This is a genomic window from Ideonella livida (genome assembly GCF_010499455.1).
GTDB lineage: Bacteria > Pseudomonadota > Gammaproteobacteria > Burkholderiales > Burkholderiaceae_C > Ideonella > Ideonella livida.
In genome coordinates this window covers 80856-94482 of the sequence record NZ_JAAGOH010000013.1, presented here as the reverse complement: position 1 = coordinate 94482, position 13627 = coordinate 80856, and the positions used below count along the sequence as shown (strand labels likewise).

The 13627-nt window shown below is 73.8% G+C and carries 8 protein-coding genes; 4 read left to right on the top strand and 4 right to left on the bottom strand.

Annotated elements, in window-relative coordinates; genetic code table 11:
• Positions 1–446: 446 nt before the first annotated feature.
• The 4 genes from G3A44_RS12270 to glnE all read right to left on the bottom strand — a co-directional run bounded on the left by G3A44_RS12270 (position 447) and on the right by glnE (position 5505).
• Positions 447–1109, bottom strand: a complete 663-nt coding sequence (locus G3A44_RS12270) for a glutathione S-transferase family protein (RefSeq protein ID WP_163457813.1) — start codon at positions 1107–1109, stop codon at positions 447–449.
• A 106-nt stretch (positions 1110–1215) separates the two neighbouring features.
• Entirely contained in the window at positions 1216–2127 is a 912-nt protein-coding gene (locus tag G3A44_RS12265; RefSeq protein WP_163457812.1) for a DMT family transporter, read from the bottom strand.
• A complete protein-coding gene (gene rrtA, locus G3A44_RS12260; RefSeq protein WP_163457811.1) occupies positions 2124–2738 on the bottom strand; it encodes a rhombosortase in 615 nt (204 codons plus the stop codon). The genes G3A44_RS12265 and rrtA overlap by 4 nt, the downstream gene beginning before the upstream one ends.
• A 13-nt stretch (positions 2739–2751) precedes the next feature.
• A complete protein-coding gene (gene glnE / locus G3A44_RS12255) occupies positions 2752–5505 on the bottom strand; it encodes a bifunctional [glutamate--ammonia ligase]-adenylyl-L-tyrosine phosphorylase/[glutamate--ammonia-ligase] adenylyltransferase (protein WP_163457810.1) in 2754 nt (917 codons plus the stop codon).
• Positions 5506–5708: 203 nt separating this feature from the next.
• On the opposite strand from glnE, the gene G3A44_RS12250 reads away from it, so the two are divergent.
• From G3A44_RS12250 to G3A44_RS12235, 4 genes are all read left to right on the top strand, one after another.
• A complete protein-coding gene (locus G3A44_RS12250) occupies positions 5709–10124 on the top strand; it encodes a YhdP family protein (protein WP_163457809.1) in 4416 nt (1471 codons plus the stop codon).
• A gap of 35 nt (positions 10125–10159) precedes the next feature.
• Positions 10160–10960: a carbon-nitrogen hydrolase family protein gene (locus G3A44_RS12245; protein ID WP_163457808.1), complete on the top strand. Its 801-nt coding sequence runs from the start codon at positions 10160–10162 to the stop codon at positions 10958–10960.
• Positions 10961–11087: 127 nt separating this feature from the next.
• Positions 11088–12908 (top strand): DUF294 nucleotidyltransferase-like domain-containing protein, encoded by a 1821-nt coding sequence (locus G3A44_RS12240; protein WP_163457807.1) that lies wholly within the window; start codon positions 11088–11090, stop codon positions 12906–12908.
• 10 nt (positions 12909–12918) lie between these two features.
• The gene (locus G3A44_RS12235; RefSeq protein ID WP_163457806.1) at positions 12919–13614 is read left to right on the top strand and encodes a 3'-5' exonuclease; all 696 of its coding nucleotides are present in this window, start codon (positions 12919–12921) and stop codon (positions 13612–13614) included.
• The last annotated feature ends 13 nt before the right edge of the window (positions 13615–13627 follow it).

Below are 13627 nucleotides of genomic sequence, written 5' to 3'. Positions count from 1 at the left end.
GACCTCCAGGGCTTGCCCGACAGTGCCGGGCGGCTGCGCGACCTTGAGAAGACGGTTCCGGTTGTCGCCCAACTGGAACCGGGGCAGGTGTCAAAACACCTGTACCCAACCCACGCTGGTAAGAGCGCCTGCGAAGCCAAGGGTTCCATGGGGTTCATGCTCCAGTTGTAACCATTCGTCTGCGGGTGGCATGCGGGCGATGCCGTGCGTGGAACAGTTCGGTGTCTTGACGATACTGAACAGTAGCGTAAATATACCGACGAATCCTAATTTCCTCCTGCAGAGCAGGGAAAAGCGCGTCGCAGGGAGGGCGCCGCCGGTCGGCCCCGGTGGGCGGGCGTGAAAAAGCGCACGCCCGGTGGCCGAGGCGGGCTCGGGCACCGGGCGTGGGCGGAGTATCGGAAGGGGCGGGCCCGGGGGTGGCCCGGCTGTGGCCCGCGTGGCGGTCAGCGCTGGCGGGCCAGGAAGGCGGCCTGGGCGGTCTTGCGGTCCGCGGCCACCGTCACGGCGCTCGGGCGCTGGCCCACGCGCTGGATGTAGGGCTTCCAGTCCACGCCGCCGGCGGCCAGCAGGTCAGTGCCCAGCACCGCCTTGCTGGCCATGGCCACCAGCGGCAGGCTGACCCAGGCGGCACAGTCGGCGCTGGTGAAGGTCGGGCCGGCGATCCAGGGGGACTGCGGGGAGAGCAGGCGGGCCAGGCCGGCCACATTCTTCTCCAGCTGCCGGCGCACCCGGTTCTGCGTGCCTTCGCTGACCGTGCCACCAAAGAAGGCCTGGGCGTACAGCTCCCGGGCCACCAGCTCCAGGTGCAGCTCAACGAAGGTGGTGAGCTCACGCACCTTGGCGCGCTGCCACGGATCGGCCGGCAGCAGGGCGGGGTGGTCGGGGTACGCGTCCTCCAGGTACTGCACGATCACCTCGCTCTCGCACAGCGTGCCCTGCGGGGTGCGCAGGAAGGGGATCTTGCCCAGCGGGCTGGCGCTGAGCACGGGCTCGTCGGTGCGGCCGGTGGTCACCTCCTCCTCGGCGAAGGGGATGCCCTTCTCCAGCAGGACCATCTTGACCTTGTTGTAGTAGTTGGAGACGGCAAAGCCGCACAGCGTGATCATCGGGACACTCCTCGGGGGGGCCCCGGGCAGCGGGGCGGAGCCCCGACTCTAGGCAGGGCCCGGTCGTGGGGGTGATGCCCGCGCGACAGGCGCGGGGTGGCCGACCTCAGGGTTTGCGCGGGGCGCGCTGCACCAGGGCCAGGCCGGCCACCACCGCCGCCAGTGCGATGCCCAGCCGCAGGGTGAGCGGCTCATCCAGCAGGGCCACGCCGGCGGCCAGGCCGAACACCGGCGTGAGCAGGGTGAAGGCCGAGATCTGCGTGGCCGGGTAGCGGGCCATGAGCCAGAACCACAGCAGGTAGCTGGCAAAGGTGACCACCACCGTCTGGAAGGCCAGCGAGCCCCAGGCCAGCGTGCTGACCTGGGCGGGCAGGGACTCGCCGACGGCGACTGAGGCCAGGCCCAGCAGCACGGCCGAGACCAGCAGCTGGTACATCAGCGTGCGCTCGGCCGGGGCGCTGGACAGGGTGCTGGCCCGGATGGTGAGGGTGGTGGCCGCCCACAGTGCGGCCCCACCCACGCCCAGCGCGTCGCCCCACCAGGCCTGGCCGTTCGGGGCCGCCGATCCGCCGCCCAGGTGCTCGGAGAAGGCCAGCACCACGCCCGAGAAGGCCAGCCCCAGGCCGGCCAGCTGCGGGAGGCCCAGGCGCTCGCCTGGCTGGATGAAGGGCATGCCCAGGGCCACGAAGAAGGGCGCCAGGTAGATGTAGACCACCATGCGCGAGGCGGTGGTGTACTGCAGGCCGACAAAGATGGCCCCGAACTCGATGGCAAAGAGCAGGCCGGCCAGCAGGCCCGCGCGCCAGGTGGCCGCGCCCAGGGCGAGCCGGCCGCCGCGTGCCCAGGTCCAGAGCGCCAGCAGCAGGGCGGCACCGGCGGAGCGGGCCGCTGCCTGGCCCAGAGGCGGGATCTCGGCCACGGCCAGCTTGGTGGCGCTCTGGTTGAGGCCCCACAGGGCGGCACAGCCCACCAGGCAGACGATGGCGAAGGGGTCGAGCTGGAGGCGGCGGGCGGTCATGGGCGCGTTCGGGAAGGGGGGGCGGTGCGGGCGCGGGACCAGGCCAGCGCCAGGGCGCTGCACGCCACGCCGGCCAGGGCGCCGCTGAGGTGGGCCCCCGGCGCCAAGGCGAAGTCCAGCCCGGGCTCGGTCTGGGTGGGGGCACGCCAGGCGCCTTCCAGGGCGAGTTTGGCGAACAGGCCGGCCAGCAGGGCCAGGCCCACGGTGCGCGGGCGGCCGCGTCGCGGCAGTAACTGCACGGCGCCCACGGCCACGCCCGCATGCAGCACGCCGGACAGGCCGCTGTAGTGCAGCAGGGCCGGCTGCAGCAGCAGGCCCAGGTGGGTGAGTGGCCAGGCCAGGGCCCAGGCCGCGGCGGCGCCGGCGGGCAGGCGGGCACGGGCACCCCACCAGGCCAGGGCCGCGAGGGCCAGCAGGTTCATGGCCAGGTGCTGGGGGCTGAGGTGGACCAGGGCGGCACTCCACCAGCGCCAGGGCTGGGCCAGGGCCCGGCCGGGCTCCCAGTCCAGGGTGTGGGGTGGCAGCAGGGGGCCCAGCAGGGTGGCGGTGGCCAGCAGGGCGCACAGCGCCCACCAGGCGCGGCGCCCGGGGCGGGCGGAGGCAGGGGTCATGGACAGGAGCGGCTCAGGCGCCGGGCAGCGTGGGGCCAAAGACTTCGCGCCAGAGCTGGCGCACGGCCTCGCGCTCGGCCGCCATCTGGCCGGCCGGCAGCACGGCGGGCTGCTCGTTCAGGCGGGCGTGGTGCTGCGCGCGCCGCAGTTCGCGGTAGGCGCTGGCGGCGGCCTGGCCCACGCCGGGGGGCAGCAGGCTGGCGGCCTCGGCCCGCTGCAGCAGGGCGATGTTGCCGGCGTTGTCCTGCAGTGCGGGGTTGGGGCAGGCGTGGGCCAGCACCAGGTACTGCACGGCGAACTCCACGTCCATCATGCCGCCTTCGCTGAGCTTGACGTCATAGCGGTCGGCCCGGACCGGCTTGGCTTGCGAGACCTTCTGGCGCATGCCGGCGACCTCGCCGGCCAGGGCCGCCAGGTCGCGCGGGGCGCACAGCACGGCGCGCCGGGTGGCCTCGAAGCGCTCGCCCAGCGCGGCCGAGCCGGCGCAGAAGCGGGCCCGGGTGATGGCCTGGTGCTCCCAGGTCCAGGCGGTGTTGCTGCCGCGCCCGCGCTGGTAGTTGTCGAAGCTGGTGATGCTGGTCACCAGCAGGCCGGAGTTGCCGTTGGGGCGCAGCGCGGTGTCGATGTCGAACAGTTCGCCGGCGGCGGTGCGCAGGGTCAGCCAGGCGATGAGCTTGCGCACGAAGGCGGTGTAGACCTCCTGCGCCTGGTAGGGGTCGGCCTCGTCGGCGTCGTCGTACAGGAACACCACGTCCAGGTCGCTGCCGTAGCCCAGCTCCAGGCCGCCGAGCTTGCCGTAGGCGATGACGGCGAACTGCGGCTCAGGGCGGTGACGCTGGCGCAGGTGGGCCCAGGCCCAGCGCAGGGTGCAGGCCAGCACCGCGTCGGCCAGGGCGGAGAGGTCGTCGGCCACCTGCTCCACGCTGATGCGGCCCTCCACGTCGCGCACCAGGATGCGGAAGATCTCGGCGTGGTGGGCGCGGCGCAGCGTGTCCAGCAGCGAGCCCTCGTCGGCCTCGCCCGAGCGCATCCAAGCGGCGTGGCGCTCCTCCAAGTCGGCCTCAAAGGCCGCACGGTCAAAGCGGTCGGCCATCTGGCGCTCGTCGGCCAGCTCGTCGATCACGCCGGGGTGCTGCAGCAGGTAGCGCATGGGCCAGCGCGCCAGGCCCAGCAGGCGCAGCAGGCGCTGCTGCACAGCGGGGCGCTCGGCCAGCAGGGTGAGGTAGCTGTCGCGGCGCAGCAGGGGTTCGAGCCAGTCGACAAAGCGCTGGGCCGCCTCTTCGCTGCAGTGGCCGTCGCGCAGGGTCTGGCCGGCGCGCTGCAGCAGCTGCCCCAGGCGCAGCTTGGCGTCGTCCTTCAGGGCCTGCACCTTGGGGCTGGCGGCAAAGGGCCGCACGCGCTGCAGCAGGGCCTCGGGCAGTTTCTCCAGCAGGGCGTCGGCGTCCACCGGCAGCGGGCCGCCGCAGTTGCGGCAACCACCGACGGCCCCCGGCCGCGGTGGACGTCGGTCGTGCAGCAGAGCGTCGAACTCGGTGGCCACCAGCTCGCGCACGGCGCAGAGCTTGTCCAGCAGCTCGCAGGTGTCGGCGCTGCAGACCATGTCCATGCTGGCGGCGATCCAACCCAGGTCGCGGTCCTCGGTGGGCAGCAGGTGGGTCTGCTGGTCGTCCAGGAACTGGATGCGGTGCTCCACCTGGCGCAGGAAGACATAGGCCTCGCCCAGGGCCTGCGCGGTCTCGGGCTTCATCAGGCCGCCGGCCGCCAGCTTGTCCAGGGCCTTGAGGGTGGAGCGGGTACGGATCTCGGGGAACTGCCCGCCGCGCGCCACCTGCAGCAGCTGCACGATGAACTCGATCTCGCGAATGCCGCCGCGCGAGAGCTTGACGTCATTGGCGCGCTCGGGCCGGCCGGCGGCGCGGCGCGTGGCCTCCTCGCGGATCTTGCGGTGCAGGTTGCGCAGGCCCTCGAACACCGAGTAGTCGAGGTACTTGCGGTACACGAAGGGCGTGACCAGGGCGCTGAGCTGGCGCGCCCGGCCGCTGGTGACGCTTTCGCGCGGGGCCAGCACCCGGCTCTTGAGCCAGGCAAAGCGCTCCCATTCGCGCCCGGCCACCAGGAAGTACTCCTCCAACATGGCCAGGCTCACCACCGCCGGGCCGGAGTTGCCGTTGGGCCGCAGCGCCAGGTCCACGCGGAAGACGAAACCATCCTCGGTCACGTCGCCGATCAGGGCGTACAGGCGCTTGGCCACCCCGGCGAAGTACTCGTGCGCGGTGATCTTCTGCGGGCCGGTGGTCTCGCCCTCTTCCTCGTAGACGTAGATCAGGTCGATGTCGGAGGAGACGTTGAGCTCCCGGGCGCCGGCCTTGCCCATGCCGATGATCCAGAAGTCGATGCGCTGGCCCTGTTCGTTGAGGGGGGCGCCGTAACGGGCATCGGCCTCACGGCACGCCTCGGCCAGGGCCAGCTCCAGTGTGGCCTCGGCCAGGGCCGTCATGGGATGGGTGACGTCGGTGAGCGGCACGCGCTGCTCCACGTCCAGCACCGCCAGGCGCTCCATCACCAGCTGCCGCGCCACCCGCAGCGCCGAGGCCAAGGCCCGGCCGCCGGCCTGCAGCGTGGCCACCAGGGCCGTGATGACCGCCGCATCGGGCACGCCAGGCGGCAGCAGCGCCAGCTCGGCGGGGTAGCGTCGGCGCACGCGCTGGACAAAGCGGCTGTGGTCGGCCTGGGCGGGCAGGTGCGGGGTGGAGGCGGGAGACGACATGGGCGTGGGAGGGGCGTTGCCGTGGCGCAGGGGCGGGACGTCGGGTCAGGAACGGGGACGGACTCAGGCGTGACGGCTTGTTTCACGCGGGCAGCGGCGCGGCGACAATGCCCCGCAGCACTGCAACCTGCGGAATGGGCATGCCGAAACGGCCCGAGTCGTCTTCTCGTTCACTGATGGCCTTGTCTGCAATCAGGCAATGGATGTCGCACGGCTGGCGTGGGCGTGGGCTGCGGGCGCTCTGGGCGCTGCTGGGCGTGTCGGCCAGTCTGGTGCTGATCGCATGGTTGATTCTTCTGTGGGGGATTCTGCCCCGCCTGGACCACTGGCGTGAACCCGTGCAGGCCCAGGTGTCGGCCGCGTTGGGACAGCCCGTGCACCTGGGCCGGCTGCAGGGTGACGCCCCAGATGGCATGCCCCGGGTGCAGGTCCAGGGCCTGCGCCTGGATGGGCCCGATGGGCAGCCCGCGCTGCAGATCGACCGGCTGGAGCTGGCCCTGTCCTGGCGCAGCCTGTGGCAGGGCGAGCCGGTGCTGCAGGCCCTGCGGGTGCAAGGCGGGCGGGTGGCGGTGCGGCGTGATGCCGGTGGTCGCTGGTGGTGGGCCGGCCATGCGCTGGCCGAACGGGCCGCCGAGGCCCCGGCCACCTCCGATGAGCTGCCGGCCTGGCTGACCTGGCTGGTGGGCCAGACGGAGCTGGACGTGGAAGACCTGTGGCTGGAGGGGCGCGATGAGGCCTTGCCGGGCCCGGGCCTGCGCCTGGGCCCGGCCCGCCTGCATTGGCGCCGTGGCCTGCGCCAGCATCAGCTGGCGCTGGACGTGCCGCCGCCGGCGGGCTGGGGGCAGCCCCTGCGCCTGCGGGCCGAACTGGGTCATCCCTTGTGGGCGCGTGCCGCCGACTGGCGCCGCTGGCAGGGCGAGCTGCGCCTGGACCTGCCGGACCAGACTTGGCCCGCGCTGCATGAGCACCTGAGCCTGCCCTGGCGCTGGGAAGCCCTGCAGGGCAGCCTGCAGCTGCAGGCGCGCCTGGCGGGGGGGCATTGGCAGCAGGTGCGCACCACCCTGGCCCTGGACCGCGCAGGCTGGCGCTTCTCGCCCACGCAGCCCGCCCTGGGCCTGCAGGCCTGGCGCCTGCAGGCCCAGCTGGACGCCCCGCCACGGGCCCATCCGCAGGCCCGCACCGCCTCGGGCTGGCGGCTGAGCCTGCCGGTGCTGGAGGGGCAGGTGGAGGGCGTGGGGCGGTGGCCGGTGCAAGGCCTGGCCCTGGCCTGGCGTCTGCCCGGCGGCGAGGGGTCGGGTGCCGCGTCGGCGCCCGCCGCCCCCCACACCGGCGCCGACCTGCCGGCCGGCCCCGGACTGGCCTGGCAGCTGCACGCGGATCAGGTGGACGTGGCCGGCCTGGCCGCCCTGGCCCAGCGCCTACCGCTGACGGCGGCCTGGCGCAGCCGTCTGGCCGACTGGGCGCCGCAAGGCCGGCTGCAGGCGCTGTCGGCCCAGGGCCTGGAGCCCGTCGCCACGGCCACCGCGGCCACCCCCGCGACCGCCCCGCCGGACAGCGCACGGCGCTTTCGCCTGACCCTGAAGGCCCAGGACCTGGCCTGGGCGGCGGGCCCTACCCCCGATCCCACCCAGGGCCTGCAGGCCGGGCGGCCGGGCGCCCAGGGCCTGGAGCTGCAGCTCCAGGCCGATGAGACCGGCGGGCAGCTGCAGTGGCGCCTGGCCCCGGGGGGCGGCAGTCTGAGTTTTCCTGGCGTCTTCAGCCAGCCCCGGCTGGCGCTGGACCGGCTGGAGGGCCGGGCCCTCTGGCGCGTGGGCGCCGGCGCGGGGGCGCCCGCCCTGAGCGTGGACCTGCAGGACCTGCAGCTGGCCCATGCCGATGCCCAGGGCCGCTTCAAGGGCCGCTGGCGTAGCGGCACCGCGCAGGAGGGGCCTGCCGGCTGGCTGGAGCTGCAGGGCCAGCTCACCCAGGCCCGGCCGGAAAAGGTACCGCGCTACCTGCCGCTGTCGGTGCCGGCCGAGGTGCGGCATTACCTGTCCCAGGCCCTGGTGGGCGGGCGCATTCCGCGGGCCGACCTGCTGCTGCGCGGCCCCCTGGCGGCCTTCCCCTACGCCCAGGGGGGCGGGGAGTTCCTGGTGCAGGCCCAGGTGGAGCAGCTGACCCTGGACTACCTGCCGCCGGGCTGGGTGGGCGAGCGTGGCTGGCCGGCGCTCAGCGAGCTCAGCGGCGAGCTGGTCTTCCACCGTCAGGGCCTGGAGCTGCGGCAGGCCCAGGGCCGCATGGCCGGCTGGCAGTGGCCGCGCCTGGCCGCGCGCATCCCCGACCTCTCCCAGGCCCGGCTGGCGGTGGAGGCCGAGGGGCGCGGCCCGCTGGAGGGCGCCCAGGCCTACCTGCAGGCCACCCCCATCGCCGGCTGGCTGGGCCATGGCCTGGACCCGCTGCAGGCCGAGGGGCTCGCCACCCTGAACCTCACCTTGGACATTCCGCTGCTGGCCGCGGCCGGCACCCGCGTGGCCGGCACGCTGCAGTGGCACGGCGCCACCGCCCGCTGGGGGGCACAGGGCGAGCCCCTGCAGGCCGCGCGCGGCCGGCTGGACTTCCAGGAAAACGGGGCCAACCTGACGCTGGCCGGGCAGGCCCTGGGGGGCGAGGCCGAGGCCGACCTGCGCTGGCCCGCCGGTGGGCCGGTGCGCCTGGCGGTGCAGGGCCGCGCCACGCTGGAGGCCCTGCGCGAGGCCTTGGCGCACGACCGGCTGCCCCTGCCACCAGCGGCGCTGCAGGCGCTGGCTTCGGCCCGGCCGCTGCTGGCCCGCCTGTCGGGCCAACTGCCCTTCCAGCTGCAGGCCGGCAGCTCGGCCCACGGCGGCTGGGACCTGGCCTTGACCAGCCCGCTCAGTGGCCTGGGGGTGGACCTGCCCGCGCCGCTGGACAAGCCCGCCGAGGCCGTCTGGCCGCTGCGCCTGCAGTGGCAGACGCTGGCGGCCGGGGCCGCCTTGCGGGCCAGCCTGGGTGAGCGGCTGCAGGCCGAGCTGGAGTTGGCCGCGGGACCCGGTGACGGGGCCGCGGCCGGGACGGCGCCGGCCTGGCGCCTGCGCACCGTCAGCGCCGCCCTGGGCAGCGCGGCATTGCCCGCCTGGCAGCCGGGCCGGGGCCAGCTGGAGGCCCAGCTGGAGCGCCTGGACCTGCAGGCCTGGCGGCAGGTGCTCGCGCCCTGGTGGTCGCCACCGGCCGGGCCTTCGGCGTCCGCCACCCCCTCCGCCCCCGATCCCGCGGTGGCCGGCGCCACGCTGCCCTGGGCCCTGCTGCCGCCCGAAGGCCTGCGCCTGCGTCTGCGCACCGCCTGGCTGGGCCTGCCCGGGGCCCCCTCGCCCTGGCGGGACCTGCAGGGCGAGGCCTGGTGGTCCCCCGCCAGCGCCGCGGCCGATGCTGCGGCCGCCCCTCCTGCGGGCCTTGAGGCCGGCGCCGGCGCGGACAACGCCCCGGCACCCGGCGGGCAGGCGGGCCTGCGGCTCAAGGCCCAGGGCCTGCGCGGCCAGGCCGTGGCGGGCCTGTCGGCGCAGGGCCGGCCCCTGCGCCTGGATGTGGACATGGACCAGCTGCACTGGCCGCCGGAGCCTCTGCCCGAGCCGGCCTCGGCCCTGGTCGAACCCCAGCACTCCCCGTCCTCTGAGGGGGACCACGCCCCCGCGCCGACGGTCGCCGTGGCGTCCCCGGCCGACCTGCCGGCCCTGTCGGTGCGGGTGCGCGACCTGGCCTGGGCCGGGCGGTCCCTGGGCACGCTGGCGGTGGACGGCCGGCCCGACGCCCAGGGATGGGGGCTGCAGCGCCTGGAGCTGCACCATCCGCACGCCCTTCTGAGCGGCCAGGGCCGCTGGCAGGCGCCCGCCCCGGGACAGGACCCGGCCGGCGCCGCCCAGCTCGCGCTGGGGCTCACGCTGGAGGACGCCGGCGCCCTGCTCGACGGCCTGGGCCTGGGCCGGGTGGCCCGCGGCGGCCAGGGCCAGGCCCAGCTGCAGCTGCGCTGGCCGGGCCCGCTGTGGGCCCCGGCCCTGGCCCGGCTGGAGGGTGAGGGCGCACTGGAGCTGGTGGGCGGCCAGATCCTGCAGATCGAGCCCGGGGCGGGCCGCCTGCTGGGGGTGCTCAACCTGCAGGCCTTGCCGCGGCGCTTCCTGTTGGACTTCCGCGACGTGGTCGGCCAGGGCTTTGCGGTGGACCGCATCGACGCCCGGCTGACGCTGTCCCAGGGGGTGGCCCGCACCTCCCACCTGCGGGTGCGCGGGGCCGCCGCCCTGGTGCTGGTGGCCGGGCAGACCGACCTGCGTCGAGAGACCCTGGACCTCAATGCAGTGGTGGTGCCCGAGCTCAGCACCGGCACTGCCTCCCTGGCCTATGTGGCCATCAACCCGGCCATCGGCCTGGGCACCTGGCTGGCCCAGAACCTCTGGCGCAAGCAGCTGCTGCAGGCCGGCGCCAGCGAATACCACCTGGGCGGCACCTGGACCGTACCCACCGTGGACAAGCTGGCCCGCGCGCTGGACGCGCCCCTGCCCGCGGGCGCCGAGCCCACCGGCGTGCTGCCCGGCTTGCTGGGGCCGCTGCTGCCGGTGCTGGGCGGTCCTTGATCCCGACGGCAGGGCCGGGCGCTATGCTCGCGCCCATGCAAGTCGCCGCTCTCCAGATGGTGTCCACCCCCGATGTGGACCGCAACCTCGCCACCGCCGCCCGCCTGGTGGCCCAGGCCGCCGATGCCGGCGCCCGCCTGCTCGCCCTGCCCGAGTACTTCTGCCTGATGGGCCGGCGCGACGAGGACAAGCTCGCCATCGCCGAGGCCGACGGGGCCGGCCCTCTGCAGGACGCCCTGGCCGGCCTGGCCCGGCGCCATGGCGTCTGGCTCGTCGGCGGCACCCTGCCGCTGCACGCCCGGCAGCCCGGCCGCGTGCGCAACGCCTGCTGCGTGTGGGGCCCGGACGGCCGGCGGGTGGCCCGCTACGACAAGGTCCACCTGTTCGCCTTCGACAACGGCCGCGAATCCTATGACGAGGCCCGGGTGCTGGAGGCGGGCGAGGCGCCCGTGACCTTCGAGGCCGACGGCCTGCGCGTGGGCCTGGCCATCTGCTACGACCTGCGCTTTCCGGAGCACTTCCGCGCCATGATGCAGCCGCCCTGCGACCTGCTGGTGGTGCCGGCGGCCTTCACCTACACCACCGGCCAGGCCCACTGGGACCTGCTGCTGCGCGCCCGTGCGGTGGAGAACCAGTGCCATGTGCTGGCCAGCGCCCAGGGCGGCACCCACGAGAACGGCCGCAGCACCTGGGGCCGCAGCCAGCTCATCGACCCCTGGGGCCAGGTGCTGGCCTGCGTGGACCAGGGTGAGGGCGTGGCCCAGGCCGAACTGGACACGGCCCGCCGCGACGCCGTGCGCCTGCAGCTGCCGGCCCTGGCCCACCGCCGCCTCTAAAGCCCGCCGCAGCGCGGTCTTCTTGATCCAGCGCAGGCTCGCGGGCGCCGGCGGCGCGGTGGCAACAGGGTGGCGTCAGCCTGCGCTTCCCACAATGGCGGGCTGACACCAACGCCGGGACACGCCCTTGCCTTCCGCCTTCAATTTCGGCATCTCGCCCTTTGACTGCCTGACGGCCGACGAGCGCCAGCGGGTGCGCGAGCACCTGGACATCGCCTACTTCCGTGAGGGCGACGTGGTGCTGGAGCCCGGCGTGGCGCCCACCCACCTGTTTGTGGTGATCAAGGGTTTTGTGCGCCAGCTCGACGGCGAGGAGCTGGCGGCCACCTTCGGCCCGGAAGACGTCTTCGACGGCCGCTCCCTGGTGGCCGGCAAGGTCAGCAGCCGCTTTGTGGCCGCCGAGGAGGTGCTGGCCTACCAGCTGGCGCGCGAGGCGGTCAACGACCTGATCTCCAGCAACGCCACCTTTGGCGCGCTGCTGTTCGCCGACCTGTCCAACAAGCTCAGTGCCCTGTCGCAGCGTGGCAGCCACCACGAGATGCAGTCGCTGACCATGGCGCGGGTGGGCGAGGCCGCGGTGCGGCCGGTGCGTGAGGTGGACGCGGCCACCGACATCGTCAGCGTGGTGCGCATCTTCACCGCCCAGCGCACCGACAACGTGCTGGTGCGCGACCCCCACAGCCAGCCGCCGCGCCTGGGCATCTTCACCACCACTGGCCTGCAGAAGGCCATCCTGCACGGCACGCCGCTGGAGCGCCTGGCCGTGGGTGAGCTGGCGACCTTCAACCTCGTCACCGTCACGCCGCAGGCCTATCTGTTCGACGCGCTGGCGGTGATGATCCGCCACAAGGTGCGCCGCGTGGTGGTGGAGGACGAGGGGCGCATCCTGGGCACGCTGGACCAGCTGGACCTGCTGAGCTTTCTCTCCAACCACTCCTACCTGATCACGCGCCAGATCCTGGAGGCCACCGACCTGGCCGGCGTCAAGGCCGCGGCCGCCCAGATCAACGGCCTGATCGCGCTGCTGCACCGCGGCGGCACGCCGGTGAAGATGGTGGCCCGCCTGGTGCAGGAGCTCAACGCCCAGTGCTTCGAGCGCGCCTGGCAGCTCATCGCCCCGCCCGACCTGGTGGCCCACAGCTGCCTCTTCGTCATGGGCAGCGAGGGCCGGGGCGAGCAGCTGCTCAAGACCGACCAGGACAACGGCCTGATCTGGCGCGACGGCTACACCCCGCCGGCGGACCTGGACCAGATCTGCCAGCGCTTCTCAGACGCCCTGGCCGAGTTCGGCTACCCGGAGTGCCCCGGCGGCATCATGGTGCGCAACCCCGAGTGGCGCCGCCCGGCCGCGGAGTTTGCGCAGACCGTGCGCAGCTGGCTGATCCTGCCCTCGCCGGAGAGCCTCATGGCCCTGGCCATCTTCATCGACGCCCATGCGGTGTGCGGCGACGCCAGCCTGCTGGAGGAGGTGCGCGCCGAGGTGTTCAAGCTGGTCAACGACAACGACGCCCTGATGGCACGCTTTGCCGCTGCGATCAATGCCTTTGACGGCGGCAGCGGCTGGTGGAACCGCATCCTGTCGCTGGGCGAGGACAAAGACCTGCTGGACCTCAAAAAGGCTGGCACCTTCCCGCTGGTCCACGGTGTGCGCAGCCTGGCGCTGGCCCACCGCATCGCGGCCACCAGCACAGTGGCCCGCATCGAGGCGCTGGCGGCCGACCAGCGCCTGCCGGCCGACCTGGCCGCCGCCCTTGTCGACAGCCTGCATTTCTTCATGGGCCTGAAACTCAAGGTGGGGCTGGAGGCCCTGCAGACCGGCCGGCCCGGCGCCGGCATCGCGCTGGACAAGCTCAGCAGCCTGGACCGCGACCTGCTCAAGGACGCGCTGGGCGTGGTCAAACGCTTCAAGACGGTGCTGTTCCAGCGTTTCCGCCTGGACATGCTGTGAGCCCCGCGCCATGACCCACGCGCCCAGCACCGCCCTGCCGCAGCCGCCCTCGCTCTGGTCCGCCCCTTGGCATGCCCTCAAGCGCGAGTGGATGCTCTACCACCTGGGCGACCAGCGCTTCCGCTTCCTCTACGACCAAGCGCCCGAGGACGAGTGGGTGTCCCTGGACTGCGAGACCACCGGCCTGAACCCGCGCACCGACGACATCATCGCCATCGGCGCGGTGCGCATCCGGGGCAACCGGGTGCTCACCAGCCAAACGCTGCGCCTGCTGGTCAAGCCCCGCAAGGCGGTGTCGGCCGAGGCGATCAAGGTGCATGGCCTGCGCGAGCGTGATGTGGCTGGCGGGCTGGACATCGACGAGGCCATCCAGCAGCTGCTGCACTTCATCGGCCCGCGACCGCTGGTCGGCTACTACCTGGAGTTCGATGTCGCCCTGATCAACCGGGCGCTGTTCCCGATCCTGGGCGTGCACCTGCCGCAACCCAAGGTGGAGATCTCGGCGCTCTACTACGACTGGAAGCAGCGCCACCTGCCGCCCTACCAGCACGGCGCCAGCATCGACCTGCGGCTGGCCACGCTGATGGCCGACCTGGCCCTGCCCACCCGGCAGGCGCATGACGCGGTCAACGACGCCATCATGGCCGCGCTGGCCTTCCTCAAGCTCAAGCGCCTGCTGGGCGAGCCCGCCCCCCCGCGTGCCTGAGTGGCGGGCGGCG

Excerpts from the sequence above, each read along its gene's own strand:
- rrtA (WP_163457811.1), bottom strand. The coding sequence starts at position 2,738 with ATGACCCCTGCCTCCGCCCGCCCCGGGCGCCGCGCCTGGTGGGCGCTG.
- G3A44_RS12235 (WP_163457806.1), top strand. The coding sequence starts at position 12,919 with ATGACCCACGCGCCCAGCACCGCCCTGCCGCAGCCGCCCTCGCTCTGG.
- glnE (WP_163457810.1), bottom strand. The coding sequence starts at position 5,505 with ATGTCGTCTCCCGCCTCCACCCCGCACCTGCCCGCCCAGGCCGACCAC.
- G3A44_RS12250 (WP_163457809.1), top strand. The coding sequence starts at position 5,709 with ATGTCGCACGGCTGGCGTGGGCGTGGGCTGCGGGCGCTCTGGGCGCTG.
- G3A44_RS12265 (WP_163457812.1), bottom strand. The coding sequence starts at position 2,127 with ATGACCGCCCGCCGCCTCCAGCTCGACCCCTTCGCCATCGTCTGCCTG.
- G3A44_RS12270 (WP_163457813.1), bottom strand. The coding sequence starts at position 1,109 with ATGATCACGCTGTGCGGCTTTGCCGTCTCCAACTACTACAACAAGGTC.
- G3A44_RS12245 (WP_163457808.1), top strand. The coding sequence starts at position 10,160 with ATGCAAGTCGCCGCTCTCCAGATGGTGTCCACCCCCGATGTGGACCGC.